Source organism: Pararobbsia alpina (genome assembly GCF_965118125.1).
Taxonomy (GTDB): Bacteria; Pseudomonadota; Gammaproteobacteria; order Burkholderiales; family Burkholderiaceae; genus Pararobbsia; species Pararobbsia alpina_A.
In genome coordinates, this window is record NZ_OZ221287.1 from 68,921 (window position 1) to 92,748 (window position 23,828).

Genomic DNA, 23,828 nt, shown 5'->3' on the forward strand with positions numbered 1-23,828 from the left:
CCTACAAGCGTTTTCCTTTACCATGCGCCCTGTTCCGGAAATTCAGCTACATCGGACAAATGGTTAGTCCCAAGTTGTTACCGAATGTAAATTCAGTTACATTGGTTCGTAACAGTTTCTGTTTAGCATTACCCCGGTCAAATCGCCTTGCCACCTATTGGTGAACCGAACATGCAGTTTCACGCAGATACCTTGTCAGTGCTGGCCTCGTCGTCGTCGGGACATGTTTACATGCCCGAAGGCGCCGTCTTGCGCGATGCGTCGATCTCGGTTCCGCCTCCTGGCGTGCAGAGCGCCGATGCGTGGAGCACCCCGGCGACGGCGAATCAGGAACTGATCGCCGCGCGTGCTGAAATCGAACGACTGAATGCTCGTGTGCGCGAACTCGCGACCGAGCTGGTCCGCGCGCAGGAAGCCGAACGCGCCCGCCTGGCCCGCGAACTGCACGACGGCCTCGGTGCGCAACTGACCGCCTCGCGCTTCGCACTCGCCCGTATTGAAACGTGGCTGCCGATCAACGCCGCCGAAGCATGCCACGAGGCACTCGCGACGGCCAACGGCGCCCTCGACCGCCTCTGCGAAACCAGCCACCGTCTGGTTGAAGAAGGCCATACGCCGGTGCTCGACGCCGGCCTCGCCGTCGCGCTCAAACGCTGGATCGAAGAATTCAGCGACACGACGCGCCTGCACACCTCATTCGAACTGATCGCCGACGCACCGATGTTGCGCGAGCGATTTGCAAAAGTACAAAACGACGGGGCCAATACCGTCTTCCGGATCGTCCAGGAATCGCTGAACAACGCCGCGAAGCATGCGGCTGCGCAAAGCGTCGAGGTGACGGTTGTCGCTGAACGTCGCTTCCTGGCGGTCACGATCAAGGATGACGGCCGCGGACTCGCCCGCGGCGCGCGCGCCAAGGTCAATCGTTTCGGCCTGGCCGGAATGCGCGCGCGCTGCGAGGCGTTCGGCGGAACATTGAAAATCACCTCCCAGGCCGGTCAGGGCGTGCAGATTCGCGCCCGCCTGCCGTGGGATTCGCTGTGCGAAGCGCGATAAACCAGTAAGGCGCGTTTACGCTAACGGCGCGGGAACAAGCGCCGGAACAAAATCTGCGACACCATCAGAAACACCAGGAAACAACAACAGCAGCACCATAAAAGCCGTATTACGAGCTTCACTCAGACCAACGTTTTTCATCCAGCCAACATGACGTTACGAATTCTGCTCGTCGACGACCACGCCATCGTGCGCCAGGGCGTCAAGCAGTTGCTGCTCGATAAGGGCATCGCGACAGACGTCTCCGAGGCTGAAACCGGCGCCGAGGCGCTGGCACAGATCGATCGTGCGTTCTGGGACATCGTGCTGCTCGATATCTCGCTGCCCGACATGAACGGCATCGAAGTGCTCAAGCGCCTGCGCCGCAAGGCGCCGCGCGTGCCGATCCTGATGTTCAGCATGTACCGCGAAGATCAATATGCGGTGCGTGCGCTCAAGGCCGGCGCCGCCGGTTACCTGAGCAAGACGTCGAATGCGACGGAAATGATCGGCGCGGTGCGCCAGGTCGCGGCCGGCCGCAAATATGTATCGGTGTCGATGGCCGAGGCGCTGGCTGACTATGTGTCGCTCGACGGCGATCAGCTGCCGCACGAACGCCTGTCGGACCGCGAGTACCAGACGCTGTGCATGCTCGGTTCGGGCAAGCGCCTGACGGATATTGCTGTCGCGCTGTCGCTGTCGGTCAAGACGGTCAGCGTCTATCGCTCGCGGCTGCTCGAAAAGATGGGGCTGTCGAATAACGCCGAACTCACTTACTACGTCATGAGCAACAACCTCATCGACGTCGGCTCGGCAGCGGCCTGAGCGGTTTTTCAGCGGGCGCTAAGGAAAGCGGTTGCAAAGCTGCATTACAAAGCTGCATTGGCAAGTGAGCTTAAGTCGCACCCCGAGGCCGGGTCATTCGAACCCGGCCACGACGGCCAGTCCTGCGCCCGTCATGTAACAGTCCACGCCCCCGTCCTTACTCCCCCTGAAATAAATCACTCGTTCGCCCGCCCGCACGTAACATTTTTTTACACCCTTGATTGCCCGCACGCGAGGTTTGCACGTCCATGGCGGCGGGGCCCTGAAACCCCCGGCCAGTCAAGGCTCTCGCTTAATCCACGCACCGAACTAAACATGCCGCGCCCGGCTTGCTGCGACGCACCATCGCTGTCTCCTTTGTCCAACGGCGTTCCCGGACCCTAAAGCTTTGCAGCCACCCACCGATAACCCAGACAACGGCGGCTAAGCAGTGCGTTGCTCAAAAACAAGGCCTCGTTACGGCAGGTGTGCCGAAAAACGCACCAACTCTTGGAAAATGGAGCTGCTTCATGGCATCGATTATCAACACCAACATCCTCTCGCAGATCGCTCAGAACAACCTGACGAACTCGCAAGCCAGCCTGACTTCGGCTGTCACGCGTCTGTCGTCCGGCCTGAAGATCAACAGCGCGGCGGATGATGCTGCAGGCCTCGCGATCTCGGATCGCATGACCTCGCAAATCAACGGTTTGACGGCTGCACAACAAAACGCAACGAACGGTATCTCGCTGGCACAAACGGCCGGTTCCGCTCTGTCGCAAATCACGGCCAACCTGCAACGTATTCGTGAGCTGGCTGTTCAAGCTTCGAACTCGACCTACTCGTCGACCGACCGTCAGTCGATGAACCAGGAAGTTCAGCAACGCCTCTCGGAAATCAACCGTATCGCGTCGCAAACGCAATACAACGGCTTGAACCTTCTCGACGGCTCATTCGGCGTCGCGAACTTCCAAGTTGGCGCAAACGCTGGCCAGACGATCAGCGTGAACCTGTCGTCGAGCGTCAAGACGTCGCAAATCGGTCAAACGTCGGAAACGACGCTGCAAATCGGTTCGGGCACGGGTCAAAACCTGTCGTCGGGCTCGCTGGCAATCCAGCTCGGCAACGGCGCAACGTACGCAATCGGCACGGCAACGGCCGGAAGCGGTCAAGGCCAGGCAGCTGACTCGGCCTACGCAGCAGCTTCGGCGATCAACTCGTCGGACATCTCGGGCCTGAGCGTCACGGCAACGAACACGCAAAACGTCACGCTGTCGGCATCGGTGACGACGGCTACGACGATCAACATCAACGGCACGGACGTGTACAGCGCAGGCGTCGGCGCCCTGTCGGTTGGTGACCTGATCAACGGCATCAACGCACAATCGGCTTCGACCGGTGTGACGGCTTCGCAAAACGCAGACGGCTCGCTCTCGCTGACGGCTGCTGACGGCCGCAACATCGCGATCACCGACTCGTCGAGCGCTGGCGCGATCTCGACCGGCGGTACGGCAATCACGTCGACGGCGAAGACCCTCTACGGCACGATCACGATGTCGTCGAGCAGCACGATCGGCCTGTCGGGCACGGACGCAACGACGCTGTCGACCGGCACGAACCTGCAAGCTACGGGTCGCGCAGTCAACTCGTCGGCTTCGCTGTCGGGCACGACCGCAACGAGCTTCACGCTGAACGGCACGGTCGTCACGACGGGCACGACGTGGAACGCATCGGACCTGGCTGCAGCGATCAACGCAGCGCACGTCACGAACGTTGTCGCATCGGCAGACTCGAGCGGCCACCTGCAACTCGAATCGTTCTCGAACGCCGGCATCACCCTGTCGGGTAACAGCGCAGTCGCTTCGGACGCTGGCCTGGCAACGACGACCCAAACGACGATCTTCACGGCAGCAACGGGCAACAGCAGCCTGGCAACCGCCGACGTCCTGACGGTCGCTGACGCACAGCAAACCCTGCTCGCAGTGGACTCGGCACTGAACGAAGTCGACAGCCTGCAAGGTCAGCTCGGCGCAGTGCAAAACCGCTTCGCATCGACGATCACGAACCTCCAGTCGTCGACGCAGAACGCACAAAGCTCGCAATCGGCGATTCAGGATGCGGACTACGCATCGGAAGCTTCGAACCTGTCGCGCGCTCAAGTTCTGCAACAAGCCGGTACGGCAATGGTCGCGCAAGCGAACCAAATCCCGCAAACCGTGCTGAAGCTCCTCCAGTAAGGAGGAACGCGGGCTCCCGGCACCGGCGGATTGAACAGCCGTCGCCGGGGCTCTCGCAGGTTGCCCGCCCGGCAGGTCCGCGCCACAAGCGCAAGACCCGCCGGGCGCTTGTACGAAAAGTCGGCGCAATTGAAGTAGGGAAGTACGGCGTCCGGCCTGGTGATAGCAGGAACGTGGCAGCACCGAAGCAGCAGTAGCAGTACGGCAGCAGCACCGCAGTGAAGGAAGCAGCACCGAAGACCGCAGCACGCAACAAAGCAGCACCGAATAACGCAGTACTGGATACAGCAACATCGAAGGACCGCAGCACCACGAACTTGAGAGTTGTTGCGCAGCACGAACAAGCTAACAAGCCGTGAAAAACAGCAAGCATCGTTTGGGCAGTCGGCATCGCAGTGTCTTTTGCATGCCGGCCGTTTTTTTCAGACGACGCGAGTCCGCAACGAAATGATCGAATCCGCCAGTCGCGGGTATCAGACAGGACACCTCGCGACGTCATTTCGATTCGGTCTCCAGGGGAGAAGGACATGGACGTATCAGCAACCGCACAAGTCGGCAGCAATGATCCGAAAGCCGCCATCGCATTCGGCAATGGCAGCGGCTCGCTCAAGGCCTACGACGATCGCGAACGCAAGTCGCAGGACGACGCGGTCACGATTTCGGGCGCCGCCGGCGCACTGAACGCCCAGGTCATTCAACAGGCTCCGCCCGTCAGCGAAGCCAACCGTGCGCAACAGGCCGTGACTGAGATCAACGCAGCGCTCAAGCGCTTTGCGACGTCGCTCGAGTTCACGGTCGACCCGGCTACGCTCACGCGCGTGGTCAAGGTCATCGACACGGACACCGGCGAGACAGTGCGCCAGATGCCGACGGAAGATGCGATCAAGGCAGCGCACACGCTCGATCAACAAAAGGGCCTGTTCATCGGCCACAAGGTTTAAGGCTTATCAGCGTCGAACCGCAGCCGGCCGGGCACTTCGGCATGCCAGCGGTGCAACTGAAAAATTTTTGAGAAGGGTACACGGATGACTTCCAGCGTCGGTTCCACCGGTAGCACCGGCAGCACAACGGGCACCAGCAGCACGACCAAGACGCCGACCGCGTCGCAGATTCTTGCTTCTGCACAGGCCGCTGCAGCCGCCGCCGCGCAGACGATCATCTCGGGCTCGGGCATTGGCTCGAGCATGAACCTGGCTTCGCTGATGTCGGGCCTGATGTCCGTCGAAAGCGTGCCGCTGCTTCAGTTGCAGGCGCAGGAAGCCGGCGTGAACGCGCAGGTGTCGGCATTCGGCACGCTGGCCAACGCGATGAGCACGTTCCAGGACGCGATCTCGAACCTGACGTTCGCATCGAGCTTCCAGACGCTCGCGGCCGCATCGAGCGACGAGACCGTCGCTTCGGTCGCGCTGAACGCAGGCGCCGTCGCCGGCTCGTACTCGGTCAACGTCACGCAGCTCGCGCAATCGCAATCGTTGCTCGCGACCGGTATGGCAAGCACGTCGACGCCGATCGGCACGGGCGCGACCACCACGCTGAACATCACCTTCGGCACGACCACCGCCGGCACGCCGCCGACCTTCTCGCCGACCTCAGGCCAGACCGTGGTGCCGATCAAGATCGACTCGAGCGACAACACGCTCGAAGGCATCCGCTCGGCGATCAACGCCGCCAACGTCGGCGTGACGGCCAGCATCGTCAACGACGGTAGCGGCACGCCGTATCGCATCGCGCTGACGTCGACCACCACGGGCCAGACGCAGTCGTTCTCCGTGGCCGTCGCAGGTGCGGGCGGAACGGGTAGCGGCGACGCGACGCTTACGAGCATGTTCACGTACGACCCGACGAACGCGAGTGCGTCGACGATGACGCAGACGTCGGTCGCGCAGAACGCAAAACTGACGGTCAACAGCACGCCGATCTCGAGCACGACGAACACGGTCGACAACCAGTTCCCGGGTCTGGCGATCGACCTGACGGGCACGGGCTCGACGACGCTCACGGTCGGTAACGCGACCAGCAATCTTGAAACGCTCGTCGACAACTTCGTGACCGCGTACAACGCGATGCAGACGGCGATTCAGCCGCTGACGGCGTTCGACTCGTCGGACTCGAGCAACAACGGTCCGCTGATCGGCGACAGCACGGTGCAGCAGCTCACGAGTCAGGTCCAGTCGATCGTCTCGAGCGTCGTCGGCGGCACGTCGAAGTATCAGCAGCTCGCCGACATCGGCATCACGCTCGACCCGACCACCGGACAACTCCAGCTCGACTCGACGACGCTCGAAAGCGCGCTGTCGACCCAGCCGTCAGCCCTGCAGGCACTGTTCGCCGTTCAGGAAACCGCGACCGACCCGCTCGTGACGGCCGGCACGGTCTCGGGCTCTTCGCCGACGTCGGGCACGTACGCCGTCAACGTGACGGCCGCCGCGACGCAAGGGTCGCTGACCGGCACGGCCACGCCGACGGTCCCGACCGCCGCGACGCAGCTCTCGATCAACCTGAACGGTACGTTCGCCAGCGTCACGGTTCCGGCCGGTTCGTACGCGACGATGAGCGATTACGCCGCCGCGCTGCAGGCTCAGATCAACGGCAACTCGGCCTTCACGGCGGCGGGCTACGGCGTGAACGTCTCGGTCAATTCGTCGGGCAACCTCGTCGTCCAGTCGACGGCGTACGGCAAGGCGTCGAACGTGACGATCACCGGCACCGACGCGACGACGCTGTTCGGCTCGGCAACGAACACGGGCACGGCCGGCACCGACATCGTGGGCACGATCGGCGGCTACCCCGCCACCGGCTCGGGCCAGACCCTGACGGCGACCGGCAACACGCCGACGTCGGGCATCACGGCAACGGTCCTCGGTACGCAAATCGGCAACCGCGGCACGGTCAGCTACTCGAGCGGTATCGCACAGCAGCTCACGACGGTCATGACCGACGCGGTCGCGGTGCAAGGTTCGGGCGGCGCAACGATCAACGGTTCGATCACAGGCGCGGTCAACACGCTCAAGGACCAGATTTCGCAGATTCAGACGCAGGAATCGAATCAGCAGGCGTATATCGACACGGTCAGCCAGAACTACCAGGCCGAATTTACGGCGCTTCAGACGACACTGGCATCGATGTCGAGCATCAAGAGCTATCTGCAGCAGATCTTTAACCCGACGACCAGCAGCTGATCGCGGGCAAGCTCGCGCACGCTGTCATGGCGTGCGCGTTTTGAAGTTTTTGGATTCACCTGGGTGTCTGTGGTCTTCTGCGCGCGTATCGCGGCGCAGCACGTCACCCTCCCTTGCATCACGAGGAGATTCACGATGTACGGACAATTTGGCGCCAACGCCTATTCACGTGTAGGAGTGCAAACGAGCGTCGTCGACGCAAGCCCGCACCGCCTGATCGTGTTGTTGTATGAAGGCGCGCGCAAGGCGCTCGCCAAGGCACGCGTGGCCGTGCAAATGGGCGATGTGGCGCTGAAGGGCCAGTCGATCACGAAGGCCATCGGCATCATCGGCAGCGGCCTGCAGGACGCGCTAGACCTGAATGGCGGCGGCGAGATCGCGGCGCGCCTCAATGCGCTGTACGATTATATGAATCGTCGTCTGATGGAAGCGTCGTTGCGCGCCGACGACACGATCATCGTCGAGGTCGACGGCCTGCTCGCAAACCTCGAAGATGCGTGGAAGGCCATCGGCCCCGCCGTCGCACCACCGCTTACCGCCGCGGAAGTCTAGCCACATGAATTCCACTCTGGAACTGTTTTCGTACTACGAAGCCATCGCTGGGGTGACCGCTCGCATGCTGGAAGCGGCCCGCAAAGATGACTGGAATCAACTGTTCCAGTTGCAGGGAGAGTATGAACGCCTCGTCGACGAGATTCGCCCCATCGATGCACGGGTCGCTCTCGACGAAGCCGAGCGTCAGCGCAAGCACGATCTGATCCGCCAGATCCTCGACAACGACGCGGCGATCCGCGATCTTGCAAGTCCGCGTGTCGCCCGTCTGTCGGCGCTGATCGCCAGCACCCGTCAGACAGTCGCACTGCGCGACATGTACGGCCTGAACAAACCACGCGCCTGAGGCTTCTATGAGCGGGATCGACCCGGCTCTCGCGTCCGCGCTGGCCAGCCGGATCGACGCGCTGCTGTCTGCCGTATCCGCCCCGACCGACGCCAAGTCGGCTCAGGCGGCCGATGCAACCGCTGCGACCCAGTGGGCCAATACGCAGCAGGTCGTCGTGCCGGATGCGAACACACCGCCGCCCGCGTCCGCGCAGGCGGTGCTGTCGCAGACCGCACGCACGCTCGACGTGATCTCGCGTGGCGCCGACGGTGAGCCGGCGCCACCGGTGATCGGCCGGCAGGCGCTGTGGTCGACCGCACCGGGTGCTACCGCCACAGGCGCTGTTCAGGGTCAGGCCTTCGCCGGCCTGGCGTCATCGCTCGCGATGGCGCTCGAACAGGCGCTGGATACCAGCGGTCTTTTCTACGAATCCCATCTCGTTCAGTGGCTCGCAGGCCAGCGCAGCAGCGCGCTGCTGAGCCAGGAACCGCAATCCCAGCTGCCCACCGCCGACGACGAAGCCGGCTGGCCGTACGACGCGGAAGCCGCGCTGCGCGCGCTCGCGCAGGGGCCGGTCCCCTTTACGGGCCAGCGCTCGAGCACCGCCAGCATCGGCACGGGTAGCGAAACCATCGACGTCGAAGTCGCCGAAGCCGATGACGGCCCGGGCGGCAGCCAGAGCGGCGCGCACGCGACGCAGACTGGCCCGCAAGGCGCAACGACGCCCGCGCCCGGCAATTCCGGGCAAGCCGGCCTTGCACGTCTGGCTCTGGCGGCCGCGTCCGGGGGCTCGGGCGGCCTCGATGCGCTGCTGCTCGACGCAGCCAGCGAAGAAATCCCCGGCGAAGCCAGCCCGGACGCCGGCACGGCGCTCGTCGTCGCAGGCCGCGACGGCGATCCGAATGGATCGGCCGCGTCGGCAAACGGTCTGCCGTCAGGCGCATTGCCCGGTGCGGCTCATGCGGCCAGCTACGCGCCGTCACCGTCGAGCACGCTGTTCGCCAACGAAGGCAACGCGGCCTACGCGGCGCAGGCCGCGGTGCAGGTCCACGAATCACCTGAAGCCTTTGCCAGCGCCACGGACCGTGCGCTCGCGTCGGCGGCCCAGAACAACCCGACGCTGCAGGCCAGCGGCGCGCCGACGTCGCTGCCGATCCACCCCGATGCCCTGTCGATCGTGCGCCAGCAGCTCGAATTGCTGCAGGCCCCTGAGCCGCGTTTTCGCTGGTCTGGCGAAGCCTGGCCCGATTCGCGGATGTATTGGGAACTCGATTGGGACCCGGACGACCGGGCCTCGCCCGACCAGCGGGTCTGGCGCACAAGGATTGCGATCGAATTGCCGACGCTGGGTCTGGTCGACGCCGAACTGACGCTGACGGGTCACCGGCTCGGCGCGCGGATCACGGCCGACGGTCAGACGATCGCGACGCTCAAGGAAGGTACTTCCGACTTTATGCGTGCGCTCGCCGGTGCGGGGCTCAACCTCGACCAGCTCGCGATCCGCAATGCCGACGGCAGCCTGCCGGCGCGGGCCCGCACGGTGGACTCCGCTTCGGGTACTTCGACTCCGGGAGTCTCGTCATGAGCGCAACAGGTCGTCGCGAAGCGGTCGCGCTCGCGTATGAGCACGGGGACGATACGGCCCCGCGCGTTGTCGCCAAGGGTTATGGCGAACTTGCCGACATGATTGTCCAGCGCGCGCGCGAATCGGGCCTCTATGTGCACGAGTCGTCGCAGATGGTGTCGATGCTGATGGGGGTGGATCTCGACAGCCACGTGCCGCCGATGCTGTATCAGGCCGTGGCGGAGTTGCTCGCCTGGCTGTACCGGCTCGAAAATGGCGCGGACGCACAGATGCCGGCGCTCGGCCCGAAGCCAAAAACCGCTTCGAAGCCCAAAAAGCCGTTCAGCGGACGCTGAACGGCTCTTAAATCCCGCTAAAAGCTGCTATTTGATCGTTTATTCGCCGCTAGTCGGGCGTTTAAACGCTCATTTGCATAATCGTCGTATAAGCCGTTGCGAGCTTATTACGCACTTCGACGGCTTCCTGGAACGCGATATTCGCCTTTTGCAGATCAACCATCACGTCGTTCAGCGCAACCGGGCCGCCCATTTCGAACGAACGCGCCTGGGCGATGCCGTGCGCCTGCATGCCGCTGACCTTCTTCAGCGAATTGTTCAGCAGCGTCGCAAATTCGCCCGAAGCCGCGCCGCTTTCTGCAATCGTGCCCACGTCGGGCATCTTGCTGCCGGCAGCTTCCGTGGCCATCGACTGGATCTGCTGCAATGCCGTTGCGATCGGTGCAATCCCGCTCATTCCACTCTCCTGTGCGCGCGATGCGCAGCCCACTTCTATCGATGGTTCGCAGATTAGCAGCGCAAACCGGAATTCAAGCCGGTCAATTGACGGGAAAACCCTCTTCTATTCGTCCAATCGCACTGGACCCTCCAGCCCAATAATCGGCAACGTGCAGAACCTGTCGTCGTCTGCCCGCCCGCGGGGTCCGCGTGGCGCCAGACAACGCAGCACCATCGAATTCTGGAGAGTTTCGCCGTGATGATGGTTTCATCCACCTTGAAAGCAGGCCTGATCGGGAGCGCCGCATGAACGCAGCGACCACGACCCCGGCACCGCTGACCGCCGCCCCCGGCGGCGCTGTGGCGTCCCCCGCGCCCGCGCCCGCCTCAGCGGCACCCGACGCGGCCCCCGCCCCGTCGTCGATTCCGATGATCGCAGCGCTCGAGCAGCGCATGCCGTTCGTCACGCAGCTCCGGACCAATCCGCGGCTGCCGATCATGGTCGTCAGCGCCTTGCTGATCGCCGCCTTGGCCGCGTTGTACCTCTGGACGCGTGCGCCCGACTACAAGGTGCTCTATAGCAACCTGTCGGACCGCGACGGCGGCTCGATCATCACTGCGCTGCAGGCGATGAACATGCCGTACAAGCTCACCGATGCCGGCGGCGCGATTCTCGTGCCGGCCGACCAGGTGCACGAGGCGCGCCTGCGCCTTGCGCAACAGGGCCTGCCCAAGGGCGGCTCGGTCGGCTTCGAGCTGATGGACAACGAGAAATTCGGTATCAGCCAGTTCGCCGAACAGGTCAACTACCAGCGCGCACTCGAAGGCGAGCTCGAACGCACGATCGATGCCCTGTCGGCCGTCAGCGACTCGCGCGTGCATCTGGCCATTCCGAAGCCCACGGTTTTCGTCAGCGAAAAGCAAAGCCCGACGGCCTCCGTCATGCTGAACCTCTGGCCGGGCCGCGTGCTCGACGACGGTCAGGTCGCCGCGATCACGCATATGGTGTCGTCGGCCGTGCCCGACATGCCGGCGAAGAACGTCACGATCGTCGACCAGAACGGCAATCTGCTGACGTCGCCGCAAGCCGGTTCGGGCCTCGACGCCACGCAGCTCAAGTACGTCGCGCAGATCCAGCAAGACACGCAGCGCCGCATCAACGCGATCCTGGGGCCGCTGTTCGGCGAAGGCAATGTCCACGCGCAGGTCAGCGCCGACATCGACTTCTCGAAGATGGAGCAAAGCAGCGAGGAATACACGCCGAACGAGGCACCGAAGGACAGCGCGATCCGCAGCCAGCAGACGAGCGAATCGAAGGAAAACGGTGCAACGCAGTCGGGTGGTGTGCCCGGTGCCCTGTCGAACACGCCGCCGCAGCCCGCGAGCGCGCCGATCGCCAACCCGGCAAGCGGTGCAAGCGCAGCCGGCGCAAGCAGCGGTCCGTCGAGCGAGCACAAGGACACGACGACGAACTACGAGCTGGACAAGACGGTTCGCCACATCGATACGCCGCAAGGCCGTGTGCGCCGCCTGAGCGCCGCCGTGCTCGTGAACTACAAGCCGACGGTCGACGCGAAGGGTCACGTGACGATGAAGCCGCTGACGGCCGAGCAACTCGCTCAGGTCAAGCAGCTGGCCAGCGACGCAATGGGCTTCGACGCGAAGCGCGGCGACTCGCTGAACGTGGTCAACGGTGAATTCACGAACGCTTCGACCGGACCGGACCTGCCGTTCTGGAAGCAGCCTGAAACGCTGGATCTCACGAAGACGGTCGGCAAGTACGTGCTGATGGCGATGGTCTTCCTGGTGCTGTTCTTCGGCGTGTTGCGTCCGTGGATGAAGGGCAAGCTCGGCCCGCAGCCGACGCAGGCCGAGGAAGAAGCCGCAGCGCTCGCCGCACTCGAAGGACCGACGGCGCTCAATGCAGAAGGACAGCTCGTCGACGAGAACGGCAATGTCGTCGAGGCCATTGGTGAGAACGCAGCGCTGGGCGCGCCGCAGGTCTCGTCGTTCGATCGTAACCTTGCCTACGCTCGCCAGATCGCGAAGTCCGATCCGAAGGCGGTGGCAACGGTGATCAAGAACTGGGTGAATGATGAAGGCTGAAGGTCTGACCAAATCCGCGATCCTGCTGATGTCGCTCGGCGAGGATGAAGCTGCCGAGGTGTTCAAGTACCTCGCCCCGCGTGAAGTGCAGAAGATCGGCGCCACGATGGCAACGCTCAAGCACGTGACGCGCGACCAGATCGACGCCGTGCTCGAGGAATTCCGCCTCGAAGCGGAACAGTTCTCGGCGTTGTCGCTCGACTCGGGCGAGTACGTCCGCGCAGTGCTGACCAAGGCACTGGGCAACGACAAGGCCTCGGGCCTGATCGAAAGGATTCTTCAGGGCGGCGATACCAGCGGTATCGAAGGCCTCAAGTGGATGGATTCGGGTGCAGTCGCCGAACTCATCAAGAACGAACACCCGCAGATCGTCGCGACGATCCTCGTCCACCTCGACCGCGATCAGGCGTCGGAAGTGCTCGAGTACTTCACGGAACGTCTGCGCAACGACGTGGTGCTGCGTATCGCAACGCTCGACGGCATCCAGCCGACGGCGCTGCGCGAGCTCAACGACGTGCTGACCAAGCTCCTGTCGGGTTCGGACAACCTCAAGCGCAGCCCGATGGGCGGCGTGCGTGCGGCGGCCGAAATCCTGAACTTCATGAGCGGTGCGAACGAGGAATCGGTCGTGTCCAACGTCCGCTCGTACGACGAGGAACTGGCTCAGGCGATCGTCGACCAGATGTTCGTGTTCGACAACCTCATCGACGTCGAAGACCGCGGCATCCAGGTGCTGCTCAAGGAAGTCGAGTCGGAATCGCTTATCGTCGCGCTCAAGGGTGCACGTCCGGAACTGCGCGAAAAGATTCTCAAGAACATGTCCTCGCGGGCGGCCGATCTGCTGCGCGAAGACCTCGAGTCGCGTGGACCGGTGCGCGTGTCGGAAGTCGAAGCCGAGCAGAAGAACATTCTGCAGATCGTGCGACGCCTCGCCGACGAAGGCGAGATCACGCTGGGCAGCAAGCCCGAAGACGCGTACGTCTAACGCGAAGAGGGATGCAGTAAATGAATCGCGGCCAACACATTCCGAAGGAACGTCTCACAGCGTACGAGCGCTGGGAGATGGCCTCCTTCGACCCGCCGCCGCCTCCGCCGCCGCCCCCGCCGGCGCCGGTGGAGCCCGAAATCGATCCGTGGATCGAAGAACGCGCACGCCTGATCGAAGAAACGCGTGCCGCCGCTTATGCGGAAGGACTTGCCGCAGGTCATGCAGAGGGTTATCAGGCCGGATTTTCGGCCGGTCATCTCGACGGCCTGAACAAGGGTCTGGGCGAGGCGCAGGCGGTCGCGACGCAATTCAAGACGGTCGCCGACGCCTTCACGACGGCGCTCGCCGCCGCGGATGCGGAAGTGGCCGACGGTATCGTCGCGCTGGCGTTCGACGTCGCGCGTGAAGTCGTGCGTCAAAGCATCACGCTCGATCCGACCGTGCTGCTCGGTGCTGTGCGCGAAGTGCTCGCGTCGGAGCCGGCGCTGGTCGGTTCGCCGCAGATCCTGATCAATCCGGCCGATATGCCGGTGATCGAGGCCTACCTCAAGGAAGAGCTCGAAGCCAACGGCTGGGCGCTGCACGCCGATCCGACGATCGAGCGCGGCGGCTGCCGTGCGCGCGCCGCGACCGGCGACGTCGACGCGACGCTGGCCACGCGCTGGCAGCGCGTGCTGCTCGCCCTTGGTCACCAGAGCGAGTGGTAGGTCGACGATGAACGCGCCTTTGCTGCCTCCGGATCTCAGCGAGCTCGAACGCGAGCTCGTCGAGGTATCGACGCAGGCTCGCACCGCCTACGACGGCGGCGCTCGCAAAGCCACGCTGCCGCCCGACGATTTCGATGCGCCGGTGATGCCGTCGCGTCGCGAAAGCCGCGGCAGCGGTTCAATGAACGGGGCCTTCAATGGCGCCATGAATGGCCACGGCACCGGCCATCAGGGTAGTGGTTCGCAGTCGGGTGCCCACCACGGCGATTTCGCCGCTCAGTCACCCGTTTCACGTTCCGCTCCGTCCTTGCCGCCTGACGATTTTGATTTCGATGCGTTTGCATCACGTGCGCCGCTGACCGCCCCTCCGGGTGCTGTGCCCGCCGCACCGGCCTATGCGGCTCCTGCTGCACCGGCGTACACGGCACCCGCCGCTCCCGCTGCGCCTGCTTACTCGGCACCGGCTGCACCTGCTGCGCCCGCGTACTCGGCACCTGCTGCGCCCGCTGCGCCTGTCGCCCCTGTTGCACCGGCCTATGCAGCGCCTGCGCCAGCACACGCGCAAACGGCTCCGGCCGCACCTGCAGCGGCCCCGGCCGCCTATGCCGCAGCACCGGCTCCGGAAGCCGAGCCGTTCACGATGCCCTCACCGTTCGAGGCACCGCGCAAAGCGCCCGAAAAACACGTAACGCCGACGCCCACGTCCGCGATGCCCACGCCGGTCGCTCAACCCGCCGCGCCCGACGGCCCCGCCGTGCTCGACGAGATGGACTGGACGCCGAGCAAGGCTCGCACCGTGGCCGAGCTCGAAGCCGAACTCGACGCGGAGCAGGAAGCCGCCGAGCAACTGCATCACTCATTCATGGAGCCCGACGCCGCGGCCCGTGCGGCGATCGTCGCCACGCACGATCCGGCGCTGGCTGCCAATCCGCACCTTGCGGCGTGGCGTCAACGCATGGCCGAAGTCGGTCATGGCGCCCCGCTCGCCCGCCCGTTGCTGCGCAGCGGCCGTCTGACGCGCGCCGCGGGCCTGGTGCTCGAAGCGATCGGCATTCGCATGCCGGTCGGCGCAGGCGCGCTCATCGAACTGCCGCCGGGCAACCCGCTCAAGATGGCCGAAGCCGAAGTCGTCGGCTTCCAGGGCGATCGCCTGTTCCTGATGCCGACGACCGAAGTCGCCGGCCTGCTGCCGGGTGCACGCGTGTTCCCGCTCGAAGTCGCACCGGTCGACGATCCGCACGCAGGCCAGAAGCGTCTGCCCGTGGGTTTTGGCATGCTCGGCCGCGTGGTCGACTCCGCCGGCCGCCCGCTCGACAACCTCGGCCCGCTCCGGACGGAAGCCGACGCGTCGCTGCACGGCAACTGGATCAACCCGCTTCAGCGCGATCCGATTCACGAACCGCTCGACGTCGGCGTGCGCGCGATCAATGCGCTGCTGACCGTCGGCCGTGGCCAGCGGATGGGCCTGTTCGCCGGCTCCGGTGTCGGCAAATCGGTGCTGCTCGGCATGATGGCGCGCTATACGAGCGCTGACGTCATCGTCGTGGGCCTGATCGGCGAACGGGGCCGCGAAGTCAAGGAATTCATCGAACAGATCCTCGGCGAGGAAGGCCTTCGCCGTTCGGTCGTGGTCGCGGCGCCGGCCGACGTGACCCCGCTGATGCGCCTGCAGGGCGCTTCTTACGCGACGACACTCGCCGAATACTTCCGCGATCAGGGCTGCAACGTGCTGCTGATCATGGACTCGCTCACGCGTTACGCGATGGCTCAGCGCGAGATCGCGCTGGCGATCGGCGAGCCGCCGGCAACCAAGGGCTATCCGCCTTCGGTGTTCGCCAAGCTGCCCGCCCTCGTCGAGCGCACCGGTAACGGTCCGAAAGGCGGCGGTTCGATCACGGCGTTCTATACAGTGCTCACCGAAGGCGACGATCAGCAAGACCCGATCGCCGACTCGGCGCGCGCGATTCTCGACGGCCACATCGTGCTGTCGCGTTCGCTTGCGGAGTCGGGCCACTACCCCGCGATCGATATCGAAGCCTCGATCAGCCGGGCGATGGCCGCGCTCGTGACCGATCAGCAGTTCGACGAAGTCCGTAAATTCAAGCAGACGCTGTCGCGCTATCAGCGCAACCGCGACCTGATCGCCGTTGGCGCTTACGCGCCCGGCCGTGACGCGCAGATCGACCGCGCGATTGCGATGTATCCGCGACTCGAGCAATTCCTTCAGCAGAAGATGCTCGAACGCGCGGAATATGCGACAAGCCTTGCGCAGCTCAACGCATTGTTTTCCAATGCGATGGGCTGACGAGCATGAAATGACAGGAGCGTTCGAATGATTTCGAATGAGTTACCGCTGACGACACTGATCGAGCTGGCAAGTGGCGAGCTCGACGAAGCGCAGCGCGCCCTCGGTATCGCGCAACAGGCAGCGACCGAGGCGGAAACGCAGACCCAGTCGCTGATCACGTATCGCGACGAATACCGTGCGCGTCTGACCACCTCGGCCCAGGCCGGGCTGTCGGGTGCGAACTGGCGCAACTTCCAGACGTTCATCGAGACGCTCGACGCCGCGATCGAACAACAGCGCCGCGTGCTCGCCGCCGCGCAGCACCGGCTCGAGATCGCCCGCGCGAACTGGATGGAAAAGCGCCGCAAGATGACTTCCTACGAAGCACTCGCCGAACGCGCGCGTCAGCGCGAGCAGGCCGTGCTTGCGCGCCGTGAACAGCGCGAATCCGACGAATATGCCGCGAAGATCGTCCGCATGCGCCGCGACGCTTCGCAAGACTGATATCCGGGAATCGAGAACGCCATGCTGCCCTTAGTCCTAGCTGCCGTGAACACCGCGGCCTCCGTCCTGTCCGGCTCGTCGGATAGTTCGTCGAACAACTCGTCCAACCCCGTTTCGAGCTTCACCGATGCGCTGAACAGCGCAAGCCAGGCGCTCGGCGGATCGAACAACAATGCCGCGTCGTCGAACAACAACGCGAATTCCGGCAATTCGAACAATTCGAGCAACTCGAACAGCTCGGCGAACGCGTCGAACAGCGGTTCGAGCTGGTCGAGCACGCACGCATCGAGCAGCACGCCGCATCCCACCTCGAGCTCGAGCAACACGTCGAGCCATTCGAGCAGCGATGCGTCGTCGTCGCAGACGGATACCAGCGCGCAGGACAAGGCCACAGCTGACGCGCGCCAGCAGAACGCTGCCGCAGTCGCGGCTGCAGCGGCAGCCGCCGCTGCCATGATCAACGCGCATGTCCAGGCAAACGGCGGCACGGCCGCGGGCGCAAAGGACGCGCAAGCGGGTACGGCTGTGCAATCGGCTGCGGGCGCAGCCGCTGCGGCGGCCGCCGCCCTCGCGGCCCAGCAAAAGGCGGCACTCGCCGCAGCCGCAGCAGGCAGCTCCGATGCGAACGCGCAAGGCGACGACCCGTCAGCCGACGCAGCCACGACGGCTGCAGACGCCACGGCAACGGCTGCACAAGGCCAGGTCGGCACAGCGCAAGGCGCATCGGCCCTGCAGGCCGCGCTCAGCATGCTTCAGCAAAACGGTGTCGCCGTGCCCAAGGCCGGCGCGACGGCCCCTGCCGCACCCACGACCGCTGCCAACCTCGGCGCCGCGAAGCTCGGCAGTGCAGCGAAGTCGGCCGCGACGACCGGTGTCGCAGCGAACGCCGCCAATACGAAGGCCGGTGACGCGAAGACCGTCAACGCCGTGGCTGCCGATCCGAAGGCCGCGACCACGACCACGCCGAACCTCGCCGACCAGACCGCCCTCCAGCAAGCTGTAGCGAAGACCGAAACCGACGCCGATACGGCGAACACGGCCAACACGGATGCACTCGCGGCCACCGCCGCAGCCGCTGCCGCCCAGACCAACGCGACGACCTCGCCAGCCCTGACGCAGCAAGTCGGGGCCGCCGCGATGACGCTGTCGCCGCCGGTCGGCACCACGAGCGCCTGGGCCGACGCCCTGTCGCAGAAGGTCGTGTTCCTGACCAACGCGCACCAGCAGACGGCTCAGCTGAGCCTGAACCCGCCGGATCTCGGTCCGCTGCAAGTCGTGCTCAACGTCGCGGACAAGAACGCAACGGCCATGTTCATGTCGGGCCATCAGCAAGTGCGCGATGCGGTCGAAGCCGCACTGCCGCAACTGCGCGACGCGCTCCAGCAGAACGGTATCGGCCTTGGCAGCACGACGGTGTCGGACAACTCGGCGCAGCAGCAACAGCAATTCGCCGCGTTCGCCCAGACCAACACCGGTTCGGGTCGTGGCAATGGCAACGGCCGCGGTAACGGTTCGGGCTCGGGCAGCGATGCCGATGCGAGCGACGACACGAGCGTGCTCCAGACCGTCGCCAACGTCCGCGTGTCGGACCGCGCCGTCGATACCTTCGCCTGATTGTCGGGCAGCGTCCGGACTCGCTTGCGGGTCCGGACAGAACCCACCAGCAAGATCGAGGAAGCGGCCTGAAAGGGCCGCGAAGCTGACAGCGGTCATGCCGTTGCGTGCTTCGCTCACACCACCGATTCAAACGTACCGTTCAATCAGGCAGGGGACGCTCGCTACACGCCGATCGGAATCGAAATCGATCCGATCAGTGTTGTACGCACCGCACACCGACACCGTAACAACCGACAACTCGCTAAAGCCCTTTTGCGCCCCCGCCGATATAGCAGTTTCCGCGGGAGCCGGCGTCAGGGGGGTGTCGGCATCACGGGCTCCGGCCCACCGCGCAAATGCGTGAGATGGCCGAGTTTACGGCTTCTGTTCCGCCGATCGTTGCGCGCGCGTTCCACGACAATTCAATCTGTAAGCACAAGGAATTTCTCTCATGGCATCCACTACCGAAGCGCCCCGCGCGAGCGGCAAGAATACGCTGGTCATCATCCTCGTGGCCGTACTCGTGCTCGTGCTCGCGGGCGGCGGCGCGGCCTTCTGGATGTTGTCCAAGAAGCAAGGCTCGTCAGCTGCAGCACCCGCGGAAGTGAAGGTCGCACCGCCGGTGTTCTTCACGCTCGAGCCGTTCACGGTCAACCTGCTGTCGGACGACGGCCAACGCTACGCCCACGTGGGTCTCACGCTGCGTCTTGCAGACCCCGAAGGCGAAGCCCGTCTGACCGAGCATATGCCCGAGCTGCGTAGCCGCATTTTGCTGCTCATCTCGAACAAGCACCCCGAGGACCTGATTTCGCTCGACGGCAAGCAAAAGCTCGCTGCCGAGATCGAGGCCGCGGTTGACCAGCCGTTCACGAACGGCGGTCCGGCAAACCACGTCGCCGAAGTGCTGTTCACCGAATTCGTGGTCCAGTAAGCGAACGAGAGCCATGTCGCACGAAGAGTTCCTTTCCCAAGAGGAGGTCGATGCCCTCCTCAAAGGCGTCAATGGCGACCAGGAAAGCGCCGAGGCACGTGCCGCCGGCGACAACGGGTCGGTACGGCCATATAACCTGGCCACGCAGGAACGGATCGTCCGCGGCCGGATGCCGACGCTCGAAATCATCAACGAGCGTTTTGCACGGCTGATGCGGGCTTCGCTGTTCAACTTCATCCGCCGCAGCGCCGAAATTTCGATCGGCCAGGTGCGCGTGCAGAAGTACAGCGAGTTCATCCGCAACCTGCATGTCCCGACGAACCTGAACCTCGTCCATATCAAGCCGCTGCGCGGTACGGCGTTGTTCGTCTTCGATCCGAACCTCGTGTTCCTGATCGTCGACAACCTGTTCGGCGGCGATGGTCGTTTCCACACGCGCGTCGAAGGCCGTGACTTCACGCCGACGGAGCAGCGCATCATCCTGCGCCTGCTCAATATCGTGTTCGAGAACTACGGCGCATCGTGGAAGCCTGTTTTCCCGGTCGAGTTCGAATACATCCGCGCGGAAGTGCAGACGCAGTTCGCCAACGTCGCGACGCCGAACGAAGTGGTCGTGTCGACGGCGTTCTCGATCGAGCTCGGCACGAGCGGCGGCCAGATGCATATCTGCATGCCGTACTCGATGATCGAGCCGGTACGCGACATGCTGTCGAGCCCGCTGCAGGGCGAAGCGCTCGAAGTCGACCGCCGCTGGGTCCGCCTGCTGTCGCAGCAGGTGCAGACCGCGCTCGTCGACCTGCGCGTCGAACTCAGCAATATCGACACCAACTTCAATCAGATCCTGAACATGCAGGTCGGCGATGTCTTGCCGCTCGAAATGCCGGAAGAAGTCACCGCGAAGGTCGACGGCGTGCCGGTCATGGAATGCAGTTACGGGACGTTCAACAGTCAATACGCGCTGCGCGTCAACAAGATGATCAGCTCGGCGGAAATCAACAAGGACAGTGGATATGAGTGATACGACGACCCCGGCGCCGGACGAAGAGCAAAGCGTCGACGATTGGGCGAGCGCGCTCGCCGAGCAAAATACCGTCGTGACGACGCCGGCGGCCACATCGGCCGGCGCCAGCGTGTTCCAGCCGCTCGCGGGCACGCCGCAGACGACGACGCGCAACGACATCGACATGATTCTCGACATCCCGGTCCAGCTGACCGTGGAGCTCGGGCGCACGAAGATCGCGATCAAGAACCTGCTGCAACTCGCGCAGGGCTCGGTCGTGGAACTCGACGGCATGGCCGGCGAGCCGATGGACGTGCTCGTGAACGGCTGTCTGATCGCGCAGGGTGAAGTCGTGGTGGTCAACGACAAGTTCGGTATCCGCCTGACTGATATCATCACCCCGTCCGAACGGATCCGGAAACTCAATCGATGAAAGCCAGGGCATGGCGTGCCGCTGGGCACGCCGCCAGTCGTAAGGCATGCAGTACCGTGTGCCGTGCCGTAAGCAGTCGTATGGGCAGCGCGCTTGCGCTGCTCCTGGCAACTGCGGGCCTGATGGCCAGTCAGGCGGCGCAAGCCGCAGGTGAACAAGCCGCCGGTGGCTCGATCGTCGCGTCGGGCGTGGTCGGCGGCGGGCTCAACAGTGCGGCGCGTGCCGCGAGCCAGGCCGTCGACGCCGGCTCCGCCGTGCCTTCGCTGGGTCTCGCGGGCATCTTTCAGGCGCTGTTCGGCCTGGTCGTAGTGATCGGGCTGATTTTCGGCTGTGCGTGGATTGCGCGCCGGCTCGGCCTCAACAAGACACCGCCGCGCACGGGGCTCGTCAAGCTCGTGAGCACCACGCCGCTGTCGCAGAAGGAGCGCGTGGTCGTCGTTGAAATCGAGGATACGTGGCTCGTGCTCGGCGTGGCGCCGGGCAGCGTGAGCCATCTTCATACCCTGCCCGCCGGCGAAGCCGCCGCGTCGCCGGCACCCGTTTCGCCCCAGGTCGCCCAATTCGCGACCGACTTTCGCCAACGCCTGAGCGAAAAGCTCGGCAAGTCGCCGCGCCGCAACGTTCACGACGACGATATCGGCGCAGCGCGATAACCTGCGATTATCCGGCCCTGCGATCAGACATGAACGAATTACCGATTTCCGCTGCCGCCGACGCGGCTCGCGAAGTGAGCACTGGCGCGACACGCGACACCCGCTCCTGCTCGAGCCTCGCCCTGAATGCCGGCCTGTGCGCCGACAAGTCGGTGCGTCGCCGGCGCCTGATCCGCCATATCGCGCTCGGCGCATCGCTCGCCCTGCCGATGCTCGCCTACGCGCAGAGCACAGGCAGCGCGCCGGGCGGTTTGCCCGCCTTTATTGCGGTGCCGGGAGGAAACGGCGGTACGAATTACTCGCTGCCTGTTCAGACGCTGCTGTTCATCACGTCGCTCGGCTTCCTGCCCGCGATCCTGCTGATGATGACGAGCTTCACGCGGATCATCATCGTGCTGTCGATGCTGCGTCAGGCCATGGGCCTGTCGACCACGCCGCCGAACCAGGTGCTCGTCGGCCTGGCGCTGTTCCTGACTTTCTTCGTCATGTCCCCGGTGCTCGACCGTGCGTATCAGGATGCGTACAAGCCGTTCTCCGAAGGGACGATCCAGTTCGAAGAGGCCGTCACGCGGGGCGCCCAGCCATTCAAGCAATTCATGCTGCGTCAGACGCGGGAGCCCGATCTCGCACTGTTCGCGAAGATCTCGCACGCTGCGCCGATGAACACGCCCGCCGACGTGCCGCTGTCGCTGCTCGTGCCGGCGTTTGCGACGAGCGAGCTGAAGACGGCGTTCCAGATCGGCTTTACGATCTTTATCCCGTTCCTGATCATCGACCTTGTGGTGGCGAGCGTGCTGATGTCGATGGGGATGATGATGGTGTCGCCCGCGACAATCTCGCTGCCGTTCAAGCTGATGTTGTTCGTGCTGGTCGACGGCTGGCAGCTGATCATCGGTTCGCTGGCGCAAAGCTTCTTCCAGTGATCGCGAGGCCATCATGACTCCAGAATCCGTCATGGGCATTGCCCACCATGCGATGGTCATCGCGCTGCTGCTCGCGGCGCCGCTGCTCATCGTCTCGTTGGTGGTCGGTCTGGTCGTAAGCCTGTTCCAGGCGGCGACCCAGATCAATGAATCGACGCTGTCATTCATCCCGAAGCTGCTCGCGGTGTTCGTGGCGCTGGTCATCGCAGGTCCGTGGATGCTGCATATGATGCTGGACTATATGCGGCAGATCTTCACGAACATTCCGTCGCTGATCGGCTGATGCCGGCCACCGCGCGCGCCTCGTCCGTCGTGGCCCTCCGGATCGCGCCCGACGCATGATCACGTTCACCTACTCACAGCTGATGGCGTGGCTGGCCGCCTTCCTGTGGCCCGCCTCGCGGCTGCTCGCGCTGTTTGCGACGGCGCCGTTCTTCAATCACTCGTCGATTCCCGTGACGGCGAAGGTCGGCATCTCGCTGCTCATCACCATCATCATCGCGCCGAATCTGCCGGCCATGCCCGACGCAGGTATCGCGACCGCGACGGGCCTGTTCATCATGGCGCAGCAGATCGTGATCGGCGGCGTGATCGGCATGACCGTGCAGGTCGTGTTCGCCACGGTGGAGGCCGCCGCCGACATGGCCGGCCTGCAGATGGGCCTCGGTTTCGCACAGCTCTACACCGGCAGCATGGACGGCTCGACCGACGTGCTTTCGCGGTTCATGAACCTGATCGCCGTGCTCGCGTTCCTGACCATCGACGGGCATCTGCAGGTGCTCGGCGTGCTGATCGACAGCTTCTATCGCGTGCCGATCACCGCCACGCCGATCTCGGCCGTGGGCTTGCACACGATGGTCGAATGGGGTGCGACCATCTTCTCCGCAGGGCTGCTCCTCTCGTTGCCCGTGGTCATCGCGCTGCTGATCGTGAACCTTGCGCTCGGGGTACTCAATCGCGCTGCGCCGCAGATCGGTGTCTTTCAAGTCGGCTTGCCGCTCACGCTCACCGTCGGCTTGCTGATGCTGCAATGGATGACGCCGAACCTCATGCCGTTCTTCTCGCGGCTCTTCTCGATGGGCATGGACGCGCTCACACGGGTCATCGGTGGGCTGGCCTGACCGACGTGCCCACTGAATACAGGGTCACACGTGGCAAAAAAAAACGGCCACGAAATCCGTGGCCGCTGCACTTTGCGCCCAAAGCCGGATTCTCCGGTCGTTGAGGCGCCCCCGTAGCGATTGAACACTTATTGCCGTCTTGATGC

Annotated in this window: 23 protein-coding genes; 22 read left to right on the top strand and 1 reads right to left on the bottom strand. The window is 64.3% G+C overall.

The genetic code is table 11. The annotated features are described in order from the left end of the window. Window positions 1–171 precede the first annotated feature (171 nt). The 9 genes from ACMFWR_RS00265 (at window position 172) to ACMFWR_RS00305 (ending at window position 10,055) form a co-directional block, all read left to right on the top strand. Window positions 172–1,056, top strand: coding sequence for a sensor histidine kinase (locus ACMFWR_RS00265; RefSeq protein WP_413193074.1), 885 nt, complete (start codon window positions 172–174; stop codon window positions 1,054–1,056). A 150-nt stretch (window positions 1,057–1,206) separates the two neighbouring features. Continuing rightward, a complete protein-coding gene (rqpR, locus tag ACMFWR_RS00270) occupies window positions 1,207–1,860 on the top strand; it encodes a response regulator transcription factor RqpR (RefSeq protein ID WP_413193075.1) in 654 nt (217 codons plus the stop codon). 509 nt (window positions 1,861–2,369) lie between these two features. After that, window positions 2,370–4,076, top strand: a complete 1,707-nt coding sequence (locus ACMFWR_RS00275) for a flagellin (protein WP_413193076.1) — start codon at window positions 2,370–2,372, stop codon at window positions 4,074–4,076. A 527-nt stretch (window positions 4,077–4,603) separates the two neighbouring features. Continuing rightward, the gene (locus ACMFWR_RS00280; RefSeq protein WP_413193077.1) at window positions 4,604–5,017 is read left to right on the top strand and encodes a flagellar protein FlaG; all 414 of its coding nucleotides are present in this window, start codon (window positions 4,604–4,606) and stop codon (window positions 5,015–5,017) included. A gap of 84 nt (window positions 5,018–5,101) precedes the next feature. Then, window positions 5,102–7,255 (top strand): flagellar filament capping protein FliD, encoded by a 2,154-nt coding sequence (gene fliD / locus ACMFWR_RS00285; protein WP_413193078.1) that lies wholly within the window; start codon window positions 5,102–5,104, stop codon window positions 7,253–7,255. A 135-nt stretch (window positions 7,256–7,390) separates the two neighbouring features. Beyond that, window positions 7,391–7,807: a flagellar export chaperone FliS gene (gene fliS, locus ACMFWR_RS00290; RefSeq protein ID WP_413193079.1), complete on the top strand. Its 417-nt coding sequence runs from the start codon at window positions 7,391–7,393 to the stop codon at window positions 7,805–7,807. A 4-nt stretch (window positions 7,808–7,811) separates the two neighbouring features. Beyond that, window positions 7,812–8,153 (top strand): flagellar protein FliT, encoded by a 342-nt coding sequence (locus tag ACMFWR_RS00295; RefSeq protein WP_413193080.1) that lies wholly within the window; start codon window positions 7,812–7,814, stop codon window positions 8,151–8,153. A 7-nt stretch (window positions 8,154–8,160) separates the two neighbouring features. Further along, window positions 8,161–9,720, top strand: coding sequence for a flagellar hook-length control protein FliK (locus tag ACMFWR_RS00300; RefSeq protein WP_413193081.1), 1,560 nt, complete (start codon window positions 8,161–8,163; stop codon window positions 9,718–9,720). Continuing rightward, window positions 9,717–10,055, top strand: a complete 339-nt coding sequence (locus tag ACMFWR_RS00305) for an EscU/YscU/HrcU family type III secretion system export apparatus switch protein (protein ID WP_413193082.1) — start codon at window positions 9,717–9,719, stop codon at window positions 10,053–10,055. The genes ACMFWR_RS00300 and ACMFWR_RS00305 overlap by 4 nt, the downstream gene beginning before the upstream one ends. Before the next feature lie 61 nt (window positions 10,056–10,116). On the opposite strand, the gene fliE is transcribed toward ACMFWR_RS00305, so the two are convergent. Then, window positions 10,117–10,452 carry a flagellar hook-basal body complex protein FliE gene (gene fliE / locus ACMFWR_RS00310; protein ID WP_413193083.1) on the bottom strand — a complete coding sequence of 112 codons (336 nt, stop codon included), beginning with the start codon at window positions 10,450–10,452 and terminating at the stop codon, window positions 10,117–10,119. A 287-nt stretch (window positions 10,453–10,739) separates the two neighbouring features. On the opposite strand from fliE, the gene fliF reads away from it, so the two are divergent. The 13 genes from fliF to fliR all read left to right on the top strand — a co-directional run bounded on the left by fliF (window position 10,740) and on the right by fliR (window position 23,682). Further along, entirely contained in the window at window positions 10,740–12,539 is a 1,800-nt protein-coding gene (gene fliF, locus ACMFWR_RS00315; RefSeq protein ID WP_413193084.1) for a flagellar basal-body MS-ring/collar protein FliF, read from the top strand. Further along, window positions 12,529–13,524 carry a flagellar motor switch protein FliG gene (fliG, locus tag ACMFWR_RS00320; RefSeq protein WP_413194957.1) on the top strand — a complete coding sequence of 332 codons (996 nt, stop codon included), beginning with the start codon at window positions 12,529–12,531 and terminating at the stop codon, window positions 13,522–13,524. The genes fliF and fliG overlap by 11 nt, the downstream gene beginning before the upstream one ends. A gap of 20 nt (window positions 13,525–13,544) precedes the next feature. Then, window positions 13,545–14,234, top strand: coding sequence for a flagellar assembly protein FliH (gene fliH / locus ACMFWR_RS00325; protein ID WP_413193085.1), 690 nt, complete (start codon window positions 13,545–13,547; stop codon window positions 14,232–14,234). An 862-nt stretch (window positions 14,235–15,096) separates the two neighbouring features. Next, a complete protein-coding gene (gene fliI / locus ACMFWR_RS00330; protein ID WP_413194958.1) occupies window positions 15,097–16,539 on the top strand; it encodes a flagellar protein export ATPase FliI in 1,443 nt (480 codons plus the stop codon). A 30-nt stretch (window positions 16,540–16,569) separates the two neighbouring features. Continuing rightward, window positions 16,570–17,025 carry a flagellar export protein FliJ gene (gene fliJ, locus ACMFWR_RS00335; RefSeq protein ID WP_413194959.1) on the top strand — a complete coding sequence of 152 codons (456 nt, stop codon included), beginning with the start codon at window positions 16,570–16,572 and terminating at the stop codon, window positions 17,023–17,025. A 21-nt stretch (window positions 17,026–17,046) separates the two neighbouring features. Beyond that, a complete protein-coding gene (locus ACMFWR_RS00340) occupies window positions 17,047–18,639 on the top strand; it encodes a flagellar hook-length control protein FliK (RefSeq protein WP_413193086.1) in 1,593 nt (530 codons plus the stop codon). A 433-nt stretch (window positions 18,640–19,072) separates the two neighbouring features. Continuing rightward, window positions 19,073–19,552, top strand: a complete 480-nt coding sequence (gene fliL, locus ACMFWR_RS00345) for a flagellar basal body-associated protein FliL (protein WP_413193087.1) — start codon at window positions 19,073–19,075, stop codon at window positions 19,550–19,552. A gap of 13 nt (window positions 19,553–19,565) precedes the next feature. Next, window positions 19,566–20,570 carry a flagellar motor switch protein FliM gene (fliM, locus tag ACMFWR_RS00350; RefSeq protein ID WP_413193088.1) on the top strand — a complete coding sequence of 335 codons (1,005 nt, stop codon included), beginning with the start codon at window positions 19,566–19,568 and terminating at the stop codon, window positions 20,568–20,570. After that, window positions 20,563–20,985 carry a flagellar motor switch protein FliN gene (fliN, locus tag ACMFWR_RS00355; RefSeq protein ID WP_413193089.1) on the top strand — a complete coding sequence of 141 codons (423 nt, stop codon included), beginning with the start codon at window positions 20,563–20,565 and terminating at the stop codon, window positions 20,983–20,985. Before fliM ends, fliN begins: the two co-directional genes overlap by 8 nt. 80 nt (window positions 20,986–21,065) lie before the next feature. Further along, a complete protein-coding gene (fliO, locus tag ACMFWR_RS00360) occupies window positions 21,066–21,638 on the top strand; it encodes a flagellar biosynthetic protein FliO (protein ID WP_413193090.1) in 573 nt (190 codons plus the stop codon). 209 nt (window positions 21,639–21,847) lie between these two features. Further along, complete coding sequence (gene fliP / locus ACMFWR_RS00365) at window positions 21,848–22,561, top strand: flagellar type III secretion system pore protein FliP (protein WP_413194960.1); 714 nt, start codon at window positions 21,848–21,850, stop codon at window positions 22,559–22,561. A 13-nt stretch (window positions 22,562–22,574) separates the two neighbouring features. Beyond that, window positions 22,575–22,844, top strand: a complete 270-nt coding sequence (fliQ, locus tag ACMFWR_RS00370; protein WP_413193091.1) for a flagellar biosynthesis protein FliQ — start codon at window positions 22,575–22,577, stop codon at window positions 22,842–22,844. Between the two features lie 55 nt (window positions 22,845–22,899). Next, window positions 22,900–23,682 (top strand): flagellar biosynthetic protein FliR, encoded by a 783-nt coding sequence (gene fliR / locus ACMFWR_RS00375; protein WP_413193092.1) that lies wholly within the window; start codon window positions 22,900–22,902, stop codon window positions 23,680–23,682. Window positions 23,683–23,828: the final 146 nt, after the last annotated feature.

What these genes read in the sequence shown, in the direction of transcription:
- fliO (WP_413193090.1), top strand. Translation starts at nt 21,066, where the DNA reads ATGGGCAGCGCGCTTGCGCTGCTCCTGGCAACTGCGGGCCTGATGGCC.
- fliG (WP_413194957.1), top strand. Translation starts at nt 12,529, where the DNA reads ATGAAGGCTGAAGGTCTGACCAAATCCGCGATCCTGCTGATGTCGCTC.
- ACMFWR_RS00300 (WP_413193081.1), top strand. Translation starts at nt 8,161, where the DNA reads ATGAGCGGGATCGACCCGGCTCTCGCGTCCGCGCTGGCCAGCCGGATC.
- fliI (WP_413194958.1), top strand. Translation starts at nt 15,097, where the DNA reads ATGGAGCCCGACGCCGCGGCCCGTGCGGCGATCGTCGCCACGCACGAT.
- rqpR (WP_413193075.1), top strand. Translation starts at nt 1,207, where the DNA reads ATGACGTTACGAATTCTGCTCGTCGACGACCACGCCATCGTGCGCCAG.
- fliH (WP_413193085.1), top strand. Translation starts at nt 13,545, where the DNA reads ATGAATCGCGGCCAACACATTCCGAAGGAACGTCTCACAGCGTACGAG.
- ACMFWR_RS00340 (WP_413193086.1), top strand. Translation starts at nt 17,047, where the DNA reads ATGCTGCCCTTAGTCCTAGCTGCCGTGAACACCGCGGCCTCCGTCCTG.
- fliP (WP_413194960.1), top strand. Translation starts at nt 21,848, where the DNA reads ATGCTCGCCTACGCGCAGAGCACAGGCAGCGCGCCGGGCGGTTTGCCC.
- fliD (WP_413193078.1), top strand. Translation starts at nt 5,102, where the DNA reads ATGACTTCCAGCGTCGGTTCCACCGGTAGCACCGGCAGCACAACGGGC.
- ACMFWR_RS00265 (WP_413193074.1), top strand. Translation starts at nt 172, where the DNA reads ATGCAGTTTCACGCAGATACCTTGTCAGTGCTGGCCTCGTCGTCGTCG.
- fliN (WP_413193089.1), top strand. Translation starts at nt 20,563, where the DNA reads ATGAGTGATACGACGACCCCGGCGCCGGACGAAGAGCAAAGCGTCGAC.
- fliS (WP_413193079.1), top strand. Translation starts at nt 7,391, where the DNA reads ATGTACGGACAATTTGGCGCCAACGCCTATTCACGTGTAGGAGTGCAA.
- fliQ (WP_413193091.1), top strand. Translation starts at nt 22,575, where the DNA reads ATGACTCCAGAATCCGTCATGGGCATTGCCCACCATGCGATGGTCATC.
- ACMFWR_RS00305 (WP_413193082.1), top strand. Translation starts at nt 9,717, where the DNA reads ATGAGCGCAACAGGTCGTCGCGAAGCGGTCGCGCTCGCGTATGAGCAC.
- ACMFWR_RS00280 (WP_413193077.1), top strand. Translation starts at nt 4,604, where the DNA reads ATGGACGTATCAGCAACCGCACAAGTCGGCAGCAATGATCCGAAAGCC.
- fliE (WP_413193083.1), bottom strand. Translation starts at nt 10,452, where the DNA reads ATGAGCGGGATTGCACCGATCGCAACGGCATTGCAGCAGATCCAGTCG.
- ACMFWR_RS00275 (WP_413193076.1), top strand. Translation starts at nt 2,370, where the DNA reads ATGGCATCGATTATCAACACCAACATCCTCTCGCAGATCGCTCAGAAC.
- fliF (WP_413193084.1), top strand. Translation starts at nt 10,740, where the DNA reads ATGAACGCAGCGACCACGACCCCGGCACCGCTGACCGCCGCCCCCGGC.
- fliR (WP_413193092.1), top strand. Translation starts at nt 22,900, where the DNA reads ATGATCACGTTCACCTACTCACAGCTGATGGCGTGGCTGGCCGCCTTC.
- fliL (WP_413193087.1), top strand. Translation starts at nt 19,073, where the DNA reads ATGGCATCCACTACCGAAGCGCCCCGCGCGAGCGGCAAGAATACGCTG.
- fliM (WP_413193088.1), top strand. Translation starts at nt 19,566, where the DNA reads ATGTCGCACGAAGAGTTCCTTTCCCAAGAGGAGGTCGATGCCCTCCTC.
- ACMFWR_RS00295 (WP_413193080.1), top strand. Translation starts at nt 7,812, where the DNA reads ATGAATTCCACTCTGGAACTGTTTTCGTACTACGAAGCCATCGCTGGG.